At 39.3% G+C, this 17,089-nt stretch carries 13 protein-coding genes and 1 rRNA gene; 7 read left to right on the top strand and 7 right to left on the bottom strand.

All coding sequences use genetic code 11. The features are described from left to right. Positions 1-99 precede the first annotated feature (99 nt). The 4 genes from HMPREF0013_RS18870 (at position 100) to HMPREF0013_RS18855 (ending at position 6,141) form a co-directional block, all read left to right on the top strand. On the top strand, positions 100-723 hold the full coding sequence (locus tag HMPREF0013_RS18870; RefSeq protein WP_002119184.1) for a TetR/AcrR family transcriptional regulator: 624 nt from the start codon (positions 100-102) through the stop codon (positions 721-723). 170 nt (positions 724-893) lie between these two features. Next, complete coding sequence (gene ppc / locus HMPREF0013_RS18865; RefSeq protein ID WP_005804323.1) at positions 894-3,578, top strand: phosphoenolpyruvate carboxylase; 2,685 nt, start codon at positions 894-896, stop codon at positions 3,576-3,578. 297 nt (positions 3,579-3,875) lie between these two features. Next, positions 3,876-5,171 (top strand): solute carrier family 23 protein, encoded by a 1,296-nt coding sequence (locus HMPREF0013_RS18860; RefSeq protein ID WP_005804322.1) that lies wholly within the window; start codon positions 3,876-3,878, stop codon positions 5,169-5,171. 79 nt (positions 5,172-5,250) lie between these two features. Further along, positions 5,251-6,141: a LysR family transcriptional regulator gene (locus HMPREF0013_RS18855; protein ID WP_005804321.1), complete on the top strand. Its 891-nt coding sequence runs from the start codon at positions 5,251-5,253 to the stop codon at positions 6,139-6,141. An 8-nt stretch (positions 6,142-6,149) separates the two neighbouring features. Here HMPREF0013_RS18855 and HMPREF0013_RS18850 read toward each other — a convergent pair whose 3' ends face one another. The 3 genes from HMPREF0013_RS18850 to ilvD form a co-directional block, all read right to left on the bottom strand. Next, the gene (locus HMPREF0013_RS18850; RefSeq protein WP_005804320.1) at positions 6,150-6,881 is read right to left on the bottom strand and encodes a sulfite exporter TauE/SafE family protein; all 732 of its coding nucleotides are present in this window, start codon (positions 6,879-6,881) and stop codon (positions 6,150-6,152) included. Between the two features lie 77 nt (positions 6,882-6,958). After that, positions 6,959-8,248: a hypothetical protein gene (locus HMPREF0013_RS18845; protein ID WP_005804319.1), complete on the bottom strand. Its 1,290-nt coding sequence runs from the start codon at positions 8,246-8,248 to the stop codon at positions 6,959-6,961. A gap of 313 nt (positions 8,249-8,561) precedes the next feature. Next, a complete protein-coding gene (gene ilvD / locus HMPREF0013_RS18840) occupies positions 8,562-10,391 on the bottom strand; it encodes a dihydroxy-acid dehydratase (protein ID WP_005804318.1) in 1,830 nt (609 codons plus the stop codon). A gap of 348 nt (positions 10,392-10,739) precedes the next feature. On the opposite strand from ilvD, the gene fmt reads away from it, so the two are divergent. Both fmt and rsmB read left to right on the top strand, forming a co-directional pair. Further along, positions 10,740-11,702, top strand: coding sequence for a methionyl-tRNA formyltransferase (gene fmt / locus HMPREF0013_RS18835; protein ID WP_005804317.1), 963 nt, complete (start codon positions 10,740-10,742; stop codon positions 11,700-11,702). After that, positions 11,699-13,003, top strand: a complete 1,305-nt coding sequence (rsmB, locus tag HMPREF0013_RS18830; protein WP_005804316.1) for a 16S rRNA (cytosine(967)-C(5))-methyltransferase RsmB — start codon at positions 11,699-11,701, stop codon at positions 13,001-13,003. The genes fmt and rsmB overlap by 4 nt, the downstream gene beginning before the upstream one ends. A 41-nt stretch (positions 13,004-13,044) precedes the next feature. On the opposite strand, the gene HMPREF0013_RS0105615 is transcribed toward rsmB, so the two are convergent. Further along, positions 13,045-13,188 carry a methionine/alanine import family NSS transporter small subunit gene (locus tag HMPREF0013_RS0105615; protein ID WP_002119126.1) on the bottom strand — a complete coding sequence of 48 codons (144 nt, stop codon included), beginning with the start codon at positions 13,186-13,188 and terminating at the stop codon, positions 13,045-13,047. Between the two features lie 12 nt (positions 13,189-13,200). Further along, positions 13,201-14,679 (bottom strand): sodium-dependent transporter, encoded by a 1,479-nt coding sequence (locus HMPREF0013_RS18825; protein WP_002119149.1) that lies wholly within the window; start codon positions 14,677-14,679, stop codon positions 13,201-13,203. A 640-nt stretch (positions 14,680-15,319) separates the two neighbouring features. Here HMPREF0013_RS18825 and HMPREF0013_RS18820 point away from each other — a divergent pair. Beyond that, on the top strand, positions 15,320-16,024 hold the full coding sequence (locus tag HMPREF0013_RS18820; protein WP_005804315.1) for a TIGR04219 family outer membrane beta-barrel protein: 705 nt from the start codon (positions 15,320-15,322) through the stop codon (positions 16,022-16,024). A gap of 48 nt (positions 16,025-16,072) precedes the next feature. Here the strand turns inward: HMPREF0013_RS18820 and HMPREF0013_RS18815 are convergent, their stop codons facing one another. Then, the gene (locus tag HMPREF0013_RS18815) at positions 16,073-16,669 is read right to left on the bottom strand and encodes a glutathione S-transferase family protein (RefSeq protein WP_005804314.1); all 597 of its coding nucleotides are present in this window, start codon (positions 16,667-16,669) and stop codon (positions 16,073-16,075) included. 188 nt (positions 16,670-16,857) lie between these two features. Continuing rightward, positions 16,858-16,972: ribosomal RNA gene (gene rrf / locus HMPREF0013_RS18810) — 5S ribosomal RNA — on the bottom strand. Positions 16,973-17,089: the final 117 nt, after the last annotated feature.

The raw sequence follows: 17,089 nt of genomic DNA, 5'->3' as shown, positions 1-17,089 counted from the left end.
ATCATAATTTGTTTGTTTTTTAATTAATATGCCTACGAGTACATTAATTAAAAAAAACTTATAAATATTTATTTTTCTAAACTTTTATTAGAGGGTTTTGTGCAAACAGTTAATCAAAGTGGTCGCCCCAAAGATCTGGAAAAGCGTGCTCGTATCCTACAAGCCGCGAAAGCTATTTTTTTAAAATCCGGTTATCACGGTACTAGCATGAACCAGATTGCACAGGAAGCAGGCGTTACTAAACTCACGGTTTATAACCACTTTCAAGATAAAGTGAACCTGTTTATCTGTGCGATTACGGAAACTTGTGAAGAGACACTGTGCACTAAACAATTTGACTTAGATACATCGGCAGACTTCTATCAAACACTCTTTATTGTATGTTCACGTGCCTTACAAATTATTTATTCACCTGAAGCATTAAAGCTTGATCATGTATTGTTGGAGCTTGCAGCCGAACAGAACCCACTCGCCCTACAGTTTTTTGAAGCTTCACATACACGAATGGAGAATCAATTAGCTGAGTTTTTTCAAAAAGCGGCTCAATTAGGTTTCATTCAAGCCGATGATCCGATCTATCAAACAGAACTGCTTTTGACCTTATTGCTTGGTGTACGCCATCACAAGGTTTTACTGGGCATCACTGCTGCCCCAAATGCACAGGAGCTAGAGCAAATTATTCGTGACGCAATTAATTTATTCTTGCTCAAATACCGGAATTAAACCAAAGTCCGATTGTCAAAAGTTGCGCTGAGTGCATGCCAGCTTTTAAGACACTATAAGCGAATTAAATGTTATTTTTTAAGCAAAAATTCACATTTTCTTACGCTCAAAGCTTGGAATGTTTGTTAATCGCGCTATATTCGATAAGAATAAGAACAGGAGAAAATAGCATGGTTCAGCAAATCGATGCGCCACTGCGTGAGGATGTCCGCTTACTTGGTAATTTATTAGGTGAAACCCTAAAACAACATGCAGGACAAGAACTGTTTAATCAGATCGAGCAAATCCGTGCTCTTGCCAAAGGTGCACGTGATGGTCAAGCTGAAGCCGAAAAGCAACTAGAACAATTATTTTTAGAACTGCCCGATGAAGAGTTACTTCCTCTCACCCGCGCTTTTTCTCATTTCCTCAATTTTGCCAATATTGCCGAGCAATATCATGTGGTCCGTAGCCGCAGACAGGCAGAGTTCGATTCGGATGCAAACTCTCCGAATCCGCTGGTTCACTTATTTCAAAAATTTAAAGATAAAAGTATTTCAACAGAAAAACTATTCCAGCAAATTTGCGATCTTAAAATTGAGTTAGTACTTACGGCGCACCCCACTGAAGTGAGTCGTCGTACCCTGATTCAGAAATATGATGATATTAACGCATGTCTCTCGCAGCTTGATCAGCAAAAACTTACCCCACGCGAACGCCAAAATGCACTTGCGAATTTAAAGCAACAAATTAGTTCGGCTTGGCAAACAGATGAAATCAGACAGCATCGCCCAACTCCAGTCGATGAAGCAAAATGGGGATTTGCCACAATTGAGCAAACACTTTGGAATGCTGTACCTAAATTCATTCGCGAGTTAAATGAATTAGTTCAAGAAAACTGCCAACTCAATTTACCACTTAATATTGCACCAGTACGTTTCGCATCTTGGATGGGCGGAGACCGTGATGGCAACCCAAATGTTACCCATCAAATTACCCAAGAAGTGCTGTGGTTATCACGCTGGCAAGCTGCCGATCTCTATTTAAGAGATATCGAAAACTTACGTTGGGAACTTTCAATCCAGACGTGTTCTGAAGAAATGATTCAAGCAATTGGTAGCCAACATGCAGAACCTTATCGTGAATATTTACGTGCTACACGAGAGCGTTTAAAAGCGACTCGCCACTGGTTAGCTCAGCGTTTACAAGGCTTAGAAGCTGATGACAGCAATGTCATTAAAAGTAAAGATGAGCTTTTACAACCATTATTGCTGTGCTATCGCTCTTTAATCGACAGTAACCTACCTGAAATTGCGAATGGTCAACTGCTCGACTTTATCTACCGTGTGAACTGTTTTGGTATTGAATTACTTAAACTCGACATTCGCCAAGAATCAGGCCGTCATCGCCAAGCGATTTCAGCCATTACCGAATATTTAGGTTTAGGTAATTTTGAATCGTGGACTGAACAAGCGCGCCAAAATTTCCTCATTCAAGAATTACAAAGTAAACGCCCGCTTTTACCGAAATATATTAATGAGCCTGAAGGGAGTTTGATTGGTCATCCAGATGTTCAAGAAGTATTTGCAACCATGCGTACTTTGGCAGACCAACCACCTGAGTCTTTAGGAGCATATATTATTTCGATGGCTGAATATCCAAGTGATGTTTTAGCTGTATTGTTATTGCAAAAAGAAGCAGGTATTCAGCACCCTTTACGTGTAGTTCCTCTATTTGAAACTTTAAAAGATTTAGATGGCGCTGCAACAACCATGAATACGCTGTTCAATATGCATTGGTATAAACAGCACATTCAGGGTAAACACGAAGTCATGATCGGTTACTCCGACTCAGCAAAAGATGCGGGTTTCATGTCTGCTAACTGGGCGCAATATCGTGCTCAAGAAGAGTTGACTGCAATTGCTCAAACACACGGCGTACAGTTGACACTATTCCATGGTCGTGGCGGTTCAATTAGCCGTGGTGGCGCACCAACACAACAGGCACTATTTTCTCAGCCACCGGGTTCGATCTCTGGTGCAATCCGTGTCACAGAACAAGGTGAAATGATTCGCTTCAAGTTCGGTTTAGAAGGAATTGCCATGCAAAACCTTGAAATCTATACCGCTGCAACACTCGAAGCGACTTTATTACCGCCACCAGAGCCTAAAGCCGAGTGGCGTGAAATCATGAACCGTATGACTGATCATTCTGTTAAGGTTTATCGCCAAACAGTGCGTGAAAATCCACATTTTGTGAAGTATTTACGGACCGTTACGCCTGAACTCGAATTACAAATGTTGCCATTAGGCTCGCGTCCTGCAAAACGTAAAGTGAGTGGCGGCATCGAGTCTTTACGTGCGATTCCATGGGTATTTGCTTGGACACAAATTCGTTTGATGTTGCCTGCATGGTTAGGTACTGGTGCAGCAATTAATGAAGTGATTGCCGATCAGCAAAAAGCAACACTTGATGAAATGCTCCAGCAATGGCCTTATTTCCAGACGCTCATTGATATGCTGGAAATGGTATTGTCTAAAGCCGATGCCAATATTGCACTCTATTACGAGTCTCATCTGACTGAAGATGAAGATTTAAAAGTGCTCGGCAACCAATTACGCCAACGACTAAAAGATGCTGTACAAACTTTATTAACCTTAAAAGATGAATCAAAGCTTCTGAGTAATAATGATGTTCTTGATCAATCCATGCAGGTTCGTAAACCATACTTACTTCCTTTGCATCTTTTACAGGCTGAACTCATGAAACGCCGACGTGATTATCTTGCTGAGCGTCAGGCAGAGCACACCCCTGTTGACCATGCACTTATGGTGAGTATTGCAGGTATTGCGGCTGGCTTACGTAATACAGGCTAAGCTAATTTTACCAATTGTTTTATAAAGCAGTGCATCTTGATGTGCTGCTTTTTACTTGCAAACTTCTTTATTTTTCTTAAATTTTCCCCGATTTTCTATTTTTTTGAATATTTTTTAAAAATCATAAAATTAATATTTATGAGAAAAAAATAACTAAATACGCATATTTAGTTTTTTAAAAATTATACCAATCGTTAAAAAATAATTACTTTTCACTCACATACTTCTCTGTAGAGATTAAATGCACTCTCAAGAAAGAGTATCATGGCAGCAATTAAAGAATAATGAGCTTATTTTATGTCCAATTGGTTTCCAAAATGGCAGCCTTACCAAGGTGATATTGACCATCGGCCAGTCTCTACCAATGAATATCTCCCACCCGTTCAAAGTGCTGTTTTGGGTATTCAACATGCATTTGCCATGTTTGGAGCAACTGTTTTAGCACCATTACTCATGGGTTTTAATCCTAACCTTGCCATTTTAATGTCTGGTATCTGTACCATCCTGTTCTTTTTAATTACAGGTGGTCGTGTTCCAAGTTATTTAGGATCAAGTTTTGCCTTTATTGGGGTGGTTGCAGCTGCAACTGGGCATATTACAGGTTCAGGTGCCAATCCAAATCTATCTATGGCTTTAGGTGGAATCGTAGCATGTGGTGTTTTTTATGCCATCATCGGTTTTATCGTGATGCTTACTGGTACACGCTGGATTGAAAAACTCATGCCGCCTGTGGTGACTGGTGCCATTGTGATGATTATTGGTCTGAACCTTGCACCTGTTACGATTAAAGGTGTTGCAGGCCAACCATTTGAAATGTGGATGGCCTTAATTACCGTACTTTGTATGGGTAGTATTGCAGTCTTTACTCGTGGCCTGTTGCAACGTTTACTTCTGTTGATTGGTTTGATCTTGGCATATGCAATTTACGCCATCACCACCAATGGGTTAGGTTTAGGTAAACCAATCGATTTTAGCCAGATCTCACAAGCTACATGGTTCGGGATTCCAAGCTTTTCGCATCCTACTTTTGATACTAAGGCTATGCTAATTATTGCGCCAGTTGCGCTTATTTTAGTAGCAGAAAACCTAGGTCATATTAAAGCTGTTGGTGCAATGACTGGTGAGAACCTGACTCCACAATTAGGCAAAGCATTTGTTGCAGATGGTTTAGCAACAACGCTTTCTGGTAGTGTTGGCGCGCCGGGGATGACCACTTACGGCGAAAACATTGGTGTGATGGCAGTCACTCGTGTGTACTCAACCATTGTTTTTGTGATTGCAGGTGTCTTTGCTATTTTCTTGGGTTTATCTCCAAAATTTGGTGCGGTAATTAGTACGATTCCAAGTGCTGTCTTAACAGGTGCATCTATTGTTGTGTTTGGTTTAATTACCATTGCAGGTGCAAAAATCTGGATCGAAAACAAAGTTGATTTTTCTAACAATAAAAACCTCATTGTTGCTTCTGTAACAATTATTTTAGGTGCCGGAAATTTTGAATTAATGTTTGGTAATTTCAATTTAGGTGGCATTGGTACAGCAACATTTGCGGCCATTATTCTAAATTGGTTGTTTAGTTTAAAAGATAAAACCTAAATTCAAAAAGGCAGCGTAAGCTGCCTTTTTTCATTACGATTTAGTATGATGACCTCTTAGCCTTCAATACGTTCCTATCATGCGTTTTGATTTTTTTGATTTACAATTGGTTCTTCATATTGTCTCGACTGGTAGCCTAACCAAAGGTGCAGACCGCTCTGCGATTTCACTTCAAGCAGCGAGCGAGCGTATAAAAAAACTCGAACAATATTTTGAAACACCCTTATTTATTCGCCAAACCACTGGGGTAGAACTCACCACAGCTGGACATGCTTTTGTAGAAAATGCTCGTCAGCTTTTAGTACAAAAAGATCACCTCGAACAAGAAATGCAGCGGTTTAGGCACCCTATCACAGAGGCATTAACGCTTTGGTGTAACTCTTCTGCTCAAAGCGAATATTTGCCTCCGTTATTACCGCAATATTTGGTGCTTCATCCCGAAATGAACATTGATTTACACGAGGCAGAAAGTTCAGAAATTGTAGAGGCATTAACGCAAGGAGTTGCAAATCTTGGGCTGGTCTCAAGTTTTTTTGATACCAGACATTTGCAAACTAAGGAATTTGCTAGTGATCCATTAGTTCTGATTTGTCCTCCTACTCACAATTTAGCTCAATACCAAGAGCTGAATTTGGTAGAGGCTTTAAGTTATGGTTTTATTGGTCTTAAGCCCCACCATTCGTTGCAACAGTCCATCGAAACTCAAGCTAAGCTATTAGGCTTTAACATACAGTACCGTTTGCGCTTACCTAATTTTGGTGCGATTGCGGAAGTAGTCGCCAAAGGTGTCGGAATTGCGATTATGCCGGCTCGTGCTGCCCAGCGTTTGCAATCGGACTATGACTTTCATTCCATTCAACTACTAGGTGCGTGGGCAAATCGTAAACTGCTTTTGGCCACACAAAATTTCAATCAGCTACCTAATAGTTATAAACAATTTTCAGATTTTTTATTGCAACATCGCCCTTAAAAATTGGCTTAATGCAAAATCATATAAAGCCCTAATGACACCAAACCTATAAAAAAGATACGGCGAAATAACTGCTCATTTAACCGATAACGGATTTTTTTACCTAACCACATTCCAACGAGAGCCGCCAATAATGCAGCAAAAGATAAACGATAATCCAATGTCATTCCCGACATCGGGTTGTGGTGTAAAAAGACTGCAAGACAAATGGTAGAGACAGTAAACGTTAGTCCTAAAGCCTGAACCAACTCATCACGCTTTAAATGTAAAGACTGCAAATAAGGAACGATTGGAATAATAATGACACCAGTTGCTACAGTCACTGCCCCGCCGATATATCCAATAATCGGTGATAGCCAACGTTCATACTTTCCTAAGTGTGGAAGTTTCTTCACGCACAAACCGTAGAGTCCATATAAGGCCAACATACAGCCTAATAAAATTTCACTACTATGCCCATGACTTTGACTTAAAGTAGGTAAAAAGCTCCATATAGAACCTACTATAATGCCGACAAGCAACGTCCAGAAACGGCGAATAAACGCCCAGACATGTCCTTCAGCAAAAAGCTGCCAGACGTTGGTGACCATTGAAGGGACAATGAGCAGAGATGCTGCCTGAAAAGGGCTCATTGCGATGGTGAGTAAGCCCATCGATACCGCGGGCAATCCTAAACCGATCATGCCTTTAATCATGCCAGCGAAGGCAAAGACCACTATAATAATTGCTAAAAAAGTCACTGTTTATCTCCGATTCCTTAAAGGATATGCTACGGAAAAAACAGGTTTTGCCCTATTCTTGTTTTTAGAAGTGGGCCTCAATTAAAAGTTGAGGCTGTTTTATATTTTTCTTCTAATACATTGCTAAAAATACTTTCGATCATCCACACACGATACAAGCTATTAAATACGTAGGTCTGACCATCAATACGCAGCTCTAAAACCGGTAAATCAGGCTGATGCTTGTCTTTGCAAAGTGCATCATTCTGCGCCAAAACAGATTGCACATCTTGGTCGGTTAGCTGCTCAATCCCAAGTTGCTGCTGTAACTGTTGGAAATGTTTTAAGAAAGATAAATCTTTTCCTTTCGTCCAAACTGCCTGCAATATTGTAAAAATTGTATCGATTTGCTGATTCTCTTGCACACTATAGAAAAGCTTTGCCATCTCTAATGTGCTTTCCTCAGTAGGGCGACAAAATGGCGTAAAGGCCACACCTGTTCGTTTAGAAACACGTGTCGCCAAACTCCAGTCAAACCAATCTCGACCTTGATAACTTAAGGGGTAAACTTTTAGTTGAATATCATAATAATCAGCCAGCTCTTCCTTAATATAGGCAAGTAACAACCAGCTCATTGGGTCTTCTAAAGCAATATAGACATCAAGCTCAGGATGAAGGGTCTGAATCTCGGTAAGTGCCTCCGCATCATTAATCAAATGTTCACGCCATTCGATATGATTAATTAAAAATATCGGATTACCTGTCAGTAACTTTTGTTGTTTTAAACGTCGGGTTAAACGTAATAAATCATCTACTGCATGATATTTACGCCCACCAAACTCAAAGTATGCCGCTCGAACAGGTTCATCCGTAAAAATACGTTCTGGAAAATGCTGAGGAACCTGATGCTTGACCGCCATGGCATGTAGAGTACGCAATTTTCCATATTGCTGTTGCCAAAGCATGTGAAAGATATCTTCAAGTAAATGTAAGAAGTTCTGACCTTGTAGTGGGGTTCTTTTTAATATGACAGCGGCTTGTTTTAAAGATTCTGGACTTGGGATTTCTGGAAACTCATCAAAAGCAAACCGGTGCTGATTTGCTAAAATTTTGGCATCATTTAAACAATAATGCTGCCACTCCTCATGCGTCATGCTATTTGGAGGTTCAGAAGCTGTATGGGAAATAATAATTTTTAAAGGTTTAAGTTCATCACTTAAAATTTCATCTAGCTGAGACAATTGCTGAACAGCCAGATAGCTATACACATCATCAAGTCGTAAATAAATACTTAAACCATTTTCCGTGGGTAACACCGCTTGACGAGAAGGCTTTTGGTAAAACCAGCTCGATCGGATAGGGTCAAACCAACGGCGTAGCAGTGACATGAGTAGTGCCTCTAAAAATAAATCCTAAGCGAGATCAAAAGTTATTTTGATCATAGTGCAAGGTGAAACAGTAGTCGAGATGGAAAAATGACTACCTAAGTTCGCGCAGAAAATATGTCATGTTATTTCGCGAGTTTCTGCGTAGGTGAAGATTTTATCACCATTTTATGGCAAACCCATAGAATGATCTGAAACCACCTTTTTCTACAAGCGGATTTTTTTTACCAGACATAAAAAATGCACCCTTAACATGATAACAATTCATCGTGTTAATGGGTGCATGTTTCCTACTCAATTATTAAAATTGAATATTTTATAGAACGCGTACAGCTCCTTTTGCTGCACTTGTGGTATGCATTGCATAAACTTTTAACGCTTTTGATACTTTACGTTTACGTTCTTCTTTCGGATGCCAGCCTTTCGCTTCTTGCACTGTACGGCGATGCGCCATAGTTGCATCATCAACGTTTAAGTGAATCGTACGGTTTGGAATATCGATTTCAATAGTATCGCCATCTTCAACCAAACCAATTGCACCACCTTCAGCCGCTTCTGGTGAAACGTGACCAATCGAAAGACCTGATGAACCACCAGAGAAACGACCATCTGTTACCAATGCACAGTCTTTTCCTAAACCTTTCGATTTAAGGTAGCTAGTTGGGTAAAGCATTTCTTGCATGCCCGGACCACCACGTGGACCTTCGTAACGAATCACAACCACATCGCCAGCTTTAATATCATGACCCAAAATTGCATCTACAGCTGCATCTTGGCTCTCAAATACACGTGCTGTGCCCGTAAATTTCAAGATTGATTCATCAACACCTGCAGTTTTCACGATACAACCATCAAGCGCGATGTTGCCGTATAGAACCGCTAAACCACCATCTTTAGAGAATGCATTTTCTGCATTACGGATAACGCCTTTTTCACGGTCGCCATCTAATGTTGAATAATAGCGATTTTGCGAGAATGCAACTTGAGTTGGAACACCACCTGGAGATGAGCGGTAGAATTCATAAACGTCTGCATCTTCAGTACGAATAATATCCCACTTATCTAATGCATCTTTTAAAGTTTTCTCGTGTACAGTCGGTACAGATACATCAAGCAAATTCGCGCGATCAAGTTCACCTAAGATCGCCATGATACCGCCAGCACGGTGAACATCTTCCATATGAACGTCTTGTTTTGCAGGCGCTACTTTAGACAGTACAGGAACTCGACGTGATAATTCGTCAATATCGTCCATTGTAAAATCGACTTCTGCTTCACTTGCCGCAGCCAATAAATGCAGAACCGTATTGGTTGAACCACCCATTGCAATATCAAGGGTCATCGCATTTTTAAATGCAGCCTTGGTTGCAATTGAACGAGGTAAAATGCTTGCATCTTCTTGTTCATAATAGCGCTTAGCCAATTCAACAATAAGCTGGCCTGCTTTTAAGAATAATTTTTTACGGTTTGCATGCGTCGCAACAATCGAACCATTACCCGGTAAAGATAAACCTAAAGCTTCTGTTAAACAGTTCATTGAGTTTGCAGTGAACATACCTGAACATGAACCACAGGTTGGACATGCCGAACGTTCAAATTCTTCAACTTCTTCGTCTGTATAACTTTCATCAGCCGCAACAACCATTGCATCAACAAGGTCAATCGCTTTTTCATTACCGCGGAACTTAACCTTACCAGCTTCCATTGGTCCGCCAGACACGAAAACAACAGGAATATTCAGACGCATCGCAGCCATGAGCATTCCCGGAGTAATCTTGTCACAGTTTGAAATACACACCATGGCATCTGCACAGTGTGCATTCACCATATATTCAACTGAGTCAGCAATCAAATCACGTGATGGTAGTGAATAAAGCATGCCATCATGCCCCATTGCGATCCCGTCATCTACTGCGATCGTATTGAACTCTTTAGCAACACCACCTGCTGCCTGAATTTCTGCTGCGACAAGCTGCCCTAGATCTTTAAGATGTACATGGCCCGGCACAAATTGAGTAAATGAGTTGACCACCGCAATAATCGGTTTGCCGAAATCCTCATCTTTCATTCCTGTTGCACGCCATAAGCCACGTGCGCCAGCCATATTTCTTCCGTGTGTCGATGTTTTTGAACGATAGTCAGGCATTAGTGTTTCCAACAAGTTGTGCTTGAGCGGAATTTTTCCCGCTCTGGCGGATGATACTGATATAGCGTTAGATCAGTCGGAATATTGACTCATCATCATAATTTGATCATTCTCCATTCTATAGAAGCAAATAATATTCGGAAAGCCAAGAACAGTAATAGACAGTCAATATTTAGCAAAACTTACATGAATAATTTTTTATTTTTTCATAACCTTTTTTTATCAATAAAAGTTTTTCAATAATTTTTTGTTCACTATTTAAAAAACTAAAATGCTCAATCGCCATGATTTTAGGGCTTCAATCGTTTTTCACGTATACTACGCCTAAACTCTTTTTGGATTGCATTTGTGAAAATTATTTTTGCTGGCACCCCCGAATTTGCTGCAACAGCATTGGCGGCTTTATTAAAAACTTCCCATGAAATTATCGCGGTTTATACTCAGCCAGATCGTAAATCGGGTCGTGGACAAAAACTAACGCCATCTCCCGTAAAACAACTTGCTCTTGAGCATAATATCCCTGTTTATCAACCCCTTCACTTCAAAGCTTCAACCGAAGAAGGTTTAGCAGCTCAACAAGAACTGGCAGCTTTAGGTGCTGATGTGATGGTGGTTGCAGCCTATGGTTTGATCCTTCCACAAACTGTGCTCGATACACCGAAATATGGCTGTTTAAATATTCACGGTTCACTATTACCACGCTGGCGCGGTGCAGCACCAATTCAGCGTGCAATTGCAACAGGTGACGACGAAACTGGTATCACTATCATGCAAATGGCTGCTGGTTTAGATACAGGCGATATGATGTATAAAACATACTGCCCAATTACTGCCGAAGATACCTCAGCGACATTACATGACAAACTCGCAGCTCAAGGCGCAACAGCAATTTGTGCGGTACTTGAGTCAGAAGAAACACTACAAAAATATTTGGCAGAACGCGAAGTTCAAGACGAAAGCTTAACAGTCTATGCTCATAAGCTCGTAAAGTCAGAAGCTCGTATTGATTGGTCAATTAATGCTGTTCAAGTCGATCGAAATATCCGTGCATTTAATCCTTGGCCCGTCGCTTTTGTTCAACTTGATGAAAATAATGCCCTGCGTGTCTGGAACTCTCTAATTGCTAGCCAAACGAAAGTAAGTGCCCAAGCTGGTGAAATTATTGCAATCGATAAACAAGGTGTGCACGTTGCTTGCGGTGAAAATACATTTATTTGTCTGACTAGCGTGCAGTGGCCGGGTGGCAAAGCATTAAACGCTCAACAAATTGCACAAACTCAAAAACTTCATGTAGGACAAATTTTGCCATGAGTCAGGTTACCTCAAATTCCTCACGTTTTAACCTGCGTGCTCAAGTCGTCCAGACGTTACTAAAAGTTCAGCAAGGCCAATCACTCGCTAGTATTTTAAATACACAGCTGAATCAGGTCGCAGAGCGTGATCGTGCTTTGTTTCATGAGCTTGTGTTAGGTACATTGCGCCAATGGTTTGCACTTAAATCAATTAGCCTACCGCTACTCAGCAAGCCTTTAAATAATGAGACAGTAGAAACCTGTCTTTATGTTGGTCTTTATCAAGTTTTATGCACGCGTATTGCAGCACATGCCGCTATTTCAGAAACAGTCGATGCGACTAAACAACTTGGTTTCCCTGCACTCAGTGGTATTGTGAATGCAATTTTACGCCGAGCTACTCGTGAGACTGATGACTTTCAGCAAGGCTTACAGCAGGCGCATGGCTTACCAAGCTGGCTTTTCAAACGCTTAAAAAAGGATTGGGGTGAACAAACTGAATCTCTCTGTCAATCTTTGAAGCAAGTCGCGCCTTTAACCTTAAGGGTGAACCAACGTCATATTGGCCGCGATGCTTATTTAGCAAAACTACAAAGTTTAGATATTCAGGCACGTGCTTGTACTTTGTCTGGGGCAGGTATTGTTCTTGAACAGTCTGTACAAATTACTCAACTACCTGGTTTTGAACAAGGTTGGTTTTCTGTACAAGATGAACACGCTCAGCTTTGCGCAACATTATTGCCAGATTTGAACGATAAAATAGTAGTTGATGCGTGTGCTGCCCCAGGTGGTAAAACTGCTCACTTACTTGAAAAGTTTAAACCTGCTCAGCTCATTGCGATTGATCAGGACCCAAGCCGTTTAGTGCGTGTAACTGAGAACTTAAATCGCTTAGCACTTGATCAAAGTCATACGGAAATTTTGGCAGCCGATGCAACTCAATGGACTCCTGCACAGCCAGTGGATTGTATTGTGCTCGATGCACCTTGCTCTGCTACAGGGGTTATTCGTCGTCATCCTGACATACGCCTATTGCGCCAATCTACCGATATAGCTCAAACCATTGAGCTACAAAAGCAGATCTTGGACCACATGTGGCAGCAACTTAAAGTTGGCGGCACATTACTTTACATCACCTGTTCAATTTTAAAAGCTGAAAATGAACAGCAGATGATGAAATTTTTTGCTGTAAATCCAAATGCAAAAGAGATCAAGATTGACGCTGATTGGGGAATTGAGCAAACCTATGGTCGCCAATTACTGCCACAAGCGCAGTCTGGTGACGGATTTTATTATTGTAAAATCCAAAAAATTGCATAAAAAAAAGCAGGCTTTAAGCCTGCTTTTTTACTCGATCAGCATTAAAGTGTGTGCTGATCTTTTACTTCTTCTAAAACGTCATCTAACTCTTCAGGATGCTTCGATAAATGGATAATGGACAAAGCTAAGCCACCCCATAAAAACACCATCGAAATTACCATCATTACGATTGCTGAAGTATTCATTATTCTATCCTCCTAGCGATCTTTCATTTTGCTTAAAACAATTGCAACGACTGCACAGAAAATCACACTACCCCAGCCGAATACACCTTGTAAGCTCATACTATAAGTATCATAGCCATTTTTGATCAAATTAAATACAGTCATACTGAGTGTAGTTAACAAGATTAATGATGTAATCACTGTTAAAGTGAAATCCCATCCTTTACCTAATTGAATAGTTGAGATGCGATTTACGTGATCACGAAGTTCCTTCAGTGCAGAACGTTTAAACCAAGTCACGGCAATAATAGAAAGTAAAGCACCGCCAATAATGCCGATGTTATTGATAAAGTGGTCAACAATATCAACCAGCTTAATTGCGTTTACACTTGAGAATAAAATAATTGATACAAGCGCACTACCACCACCGATAATGGTTACAGCTTTTTTACGGCCCCATTTCAATTTATCTTGCATTGCTGCAATAGGTACTTCCAAAATACTCACCATCGAAGAAATACCTGCGACGAAAAGTGAAGAGAAGAATAAGAAACCAAATAAATCGGCACCAGTACCTAAACTTGAGATAATTTTAGGGAATGCAATAAATGCTAACCCAATCCCGCCACTCACAACATCTTTAACTTCAGTACCTGCCGCATGAGCCATAAAACCAAGCGCTGCAAAGATACCAATACCAGCCAAAATCTCTGTTGATGCATTTGCAAAACCAACGATTAAACCAGAACCTGTTAAATTCGTTTTTGGTTTCAAATAAGATGCATAAGTCACCATGATCCCGAAGCCGACAGAAAGGGAGAAGAAAGTATGGCCATAAGCCGCTAACCAAACTTTATAATCCATCATTGCTGACCAGTTCGGCGTAAAGAAAGCATTTAAGCCTTGAACTGCACCTGGTAAACGTAATGATTGAATCACTAAAATAGTGAAGAGAATGAATAATAAAGGCATGAAAATCTTATTCGATAATTCCACACCTTTTTTCACACCACCATAAAGAATGATTAGAGTAAGTGCCCAAATCCCAACAATCGGCCAGAATAAATGACCTACAAACTGTAAATCAAAACCGGTTGCTTTTGTGGTCTGCAAATAGGTATTAAAGAAGAAACCTTCCGGATCACTTCCCCACATTTGGCCAATAGAGAAGTAAACATAACTACCAGCCCAAGTGAGTACACTTGCATAATACAAACCAATGATGATACAGACACAAACTTGCCACCAACCTAATGTTTCCCCGCCTTTAAATAGGGCACGATACGCTTTAGGAGGTGAACCAGTACTACGATGTCCTACCGCATAATCTAAAAATAGTAACGGTAAACCAGCAGTAATGAGTGCCAATAGATAGGGAATAAGAAACGCACCACCACCATTTTCATAAGCAACGTATGGAAAGCGCCAGATATTACCTAAGCCTACAGCCGAACCAACGGCTGCAATAATAAAACCAGATCGTGACGTCCAGTTTTCACGAGAATCTGTCATAGAACACCTAATGTTAAAAGATTACTTATTTTTACTGCTATTGTTGATTGTTATTCCGCATGCAAAAAAAGAACCAAAAAATACTTTTGTGTTTGTAGAAAATAAAATGCACCTTTTGAGTATTTTTATTCCCTTAACAAACAAGCAAAAATAGAAAATTCTTCCTTAAAGATTTTTGTCCATTTTTTGCCCCTATATAGCTGAACAATACCTGTTTTTATTTCTTTTTACTGTAATTTCCGTCAGAAATTTTACGAATTTTCTGAGTTTTTTTCACAATTGGTTATTTTTCAGCTAATATTTACGTTCTACTACTTGTAGATCAAAATTATTATTAAATGTAATTTTATTGCCATCTCTGAAAATATTTATTTAATTACTCAACTTATCCACTAATTTCTTTTTAACTCCCTAGTTATCAATTAAAATTTAATAAGTCCGATACGATTGACAAAATTTATACTAAATTTTCTAAAAGATTAAATTCATTTAAATTAAGAAGAAAATATTAATTGATTGAAATAAATAAAATTTTTTAAGGTTTTAAAAATTTACTCATATCACATACCTCAGATCCTTATTTTTTATCAATGCATCTGTAGCAAGATGTCTATATCATGCGCTCAAAGATTTCTTTTATGTGGATGTAAAAATGAAAATATTAAAAATATCTTTATTAACGCTCGGGATGGGCTTAAGTGGCTTTGCTCAAGCAGACTTCGTAGGAGTAAAAGGCGATGTAGGTTACTGGTTCTATGACGGTAAAGCTAATATGTCTTCTCAATCACCTGAAGATCAAGATTTAGATCAAAAAGGTAATGCTCAAATCTCATTAGCAGTAGAACACCCAATCCCATTTATTCCAAATGCAAAAATTCGTTATGTAAATTTAGATACCGAAACTAAATCAGAAACTTTAGGTCAAGCCAACTATAAAGTTGATTTAGATCATAGCGATTTTATCCTCTACTACGAGTTACTAGATAATATCGTAAGTGTAGATGCTGGTCTTGGTGCAACTGTATTAAATGGTGATATTACTGCGTATACAGGTAATCGCGTGGATATTGATAAAACATATCCTATTGCTTATTTGTCAGGTGAAGTAAAACTTCCGTTTACAGGCTTAAGTGCTAAAGGTGAAGCAACTTATACAAACTTTGACGATGCACGAATTACAGATGCACTGGCAGAAGTAAAATATAAATTTGCAGATAACTTACTCATTGATCTGGGTCTAACAGCAGGCTATCGCGTACTTAATATCGACTTAGATGACTACGATAACAATGATCTTAAATTTGAGTTTAAAGGCCCATATGTAGGTCTAGAAGCACATTTCTAAATCAGAATTTCAGAACTAAAAAAGAACTCGATATGAGTTCTTTTTTATTTAAATCATATCTACATAACCTAAATATTCTCGAATCCTTTGACACCACGCTTGAATATTTGGATATAGCTCCAAATCAAAACCACCTTCCTCCGCGACATGCGTGTATGCATACAAGGCAATGTCAGCAATAGTTAATTGATCTCCAACAAGATAGTTGTGATCTACTAAAGCTTTATCCATAATAGATAGTGCTTTATGGCCTTTTGGCTGTAAATTATGGTATTCCTCTATTCTTTCTGGTGGTAACCCTAAATATTTATTAATAAAACAAGCAACTGCAATAAATGGTTCATGACTATACTGCTCAAAGAACATCCATTGGTACATTTTTGCTTTAATAAAAGGATCTGTAGGAATAAATTTTGTTCCTTCAGCCAAGTAACCTAAGATAGCATTCGACTCACTCAAAACACGACCATCTTCTAGGACTAATACAGGTATTTTTCCATTAGGATTTAAGGACAAAAAATCAGCTGATTGAGTTTCTTTGTTTAAAATATCAACGTGGATCCATCTATGATTAATATTTAATAAGGAAAGTAATAGTTTTATCTTATAGCAGTTACCCGAACCGACATCACCATAAATTATCATAGATGCTCTTCCCTTATTATGCATACTTAAAAGATTAATTTTCTTATTATTTATAACAGAACTCTTTCTTAGAATTAATATATATCTGTCTTTATCTCTGCTATATCTAGAATTTTATAGAATTTTCTTATTTTCTCCCCCAATAAAAAACACCCCCATTCATTAGAATGGGGGTGTTTAGAATAATGAGCTGGCGATGACTTACTCTCACATGGGTAACCCCACACTACCATCAGCGCTAAGAGGTTTCACTTCTGAGTTCGGGAAGGGATCAGGTGGTTCACTCTTGCTATGGTCGCCAGCACAACTGGTATGGATACTTGCTTCGTTTTATTCACTGTGTGATACGTTGCGTTTTCCAAATCTTTACAGATGGGCTGATTGAATCTGATTTTGTTCATTTTAGCTAAGCATTTAACT

It is taken from the genome of Acinetobacter sp. SH024 (assembly GCF_000163635.1).
GTDB classification, from domain to species: domain Bacteria; phylum Pseudomonadota; class Gammaproteobacteria; order Pseudomonadales; family Moraxellaceae; genus Acinetobacter; species Acinetobacter pittii.
Note: the sequence above shows the minus strand (reverse complement) of the source record. Positions and strands in the feature narration are given on the sequence as shown.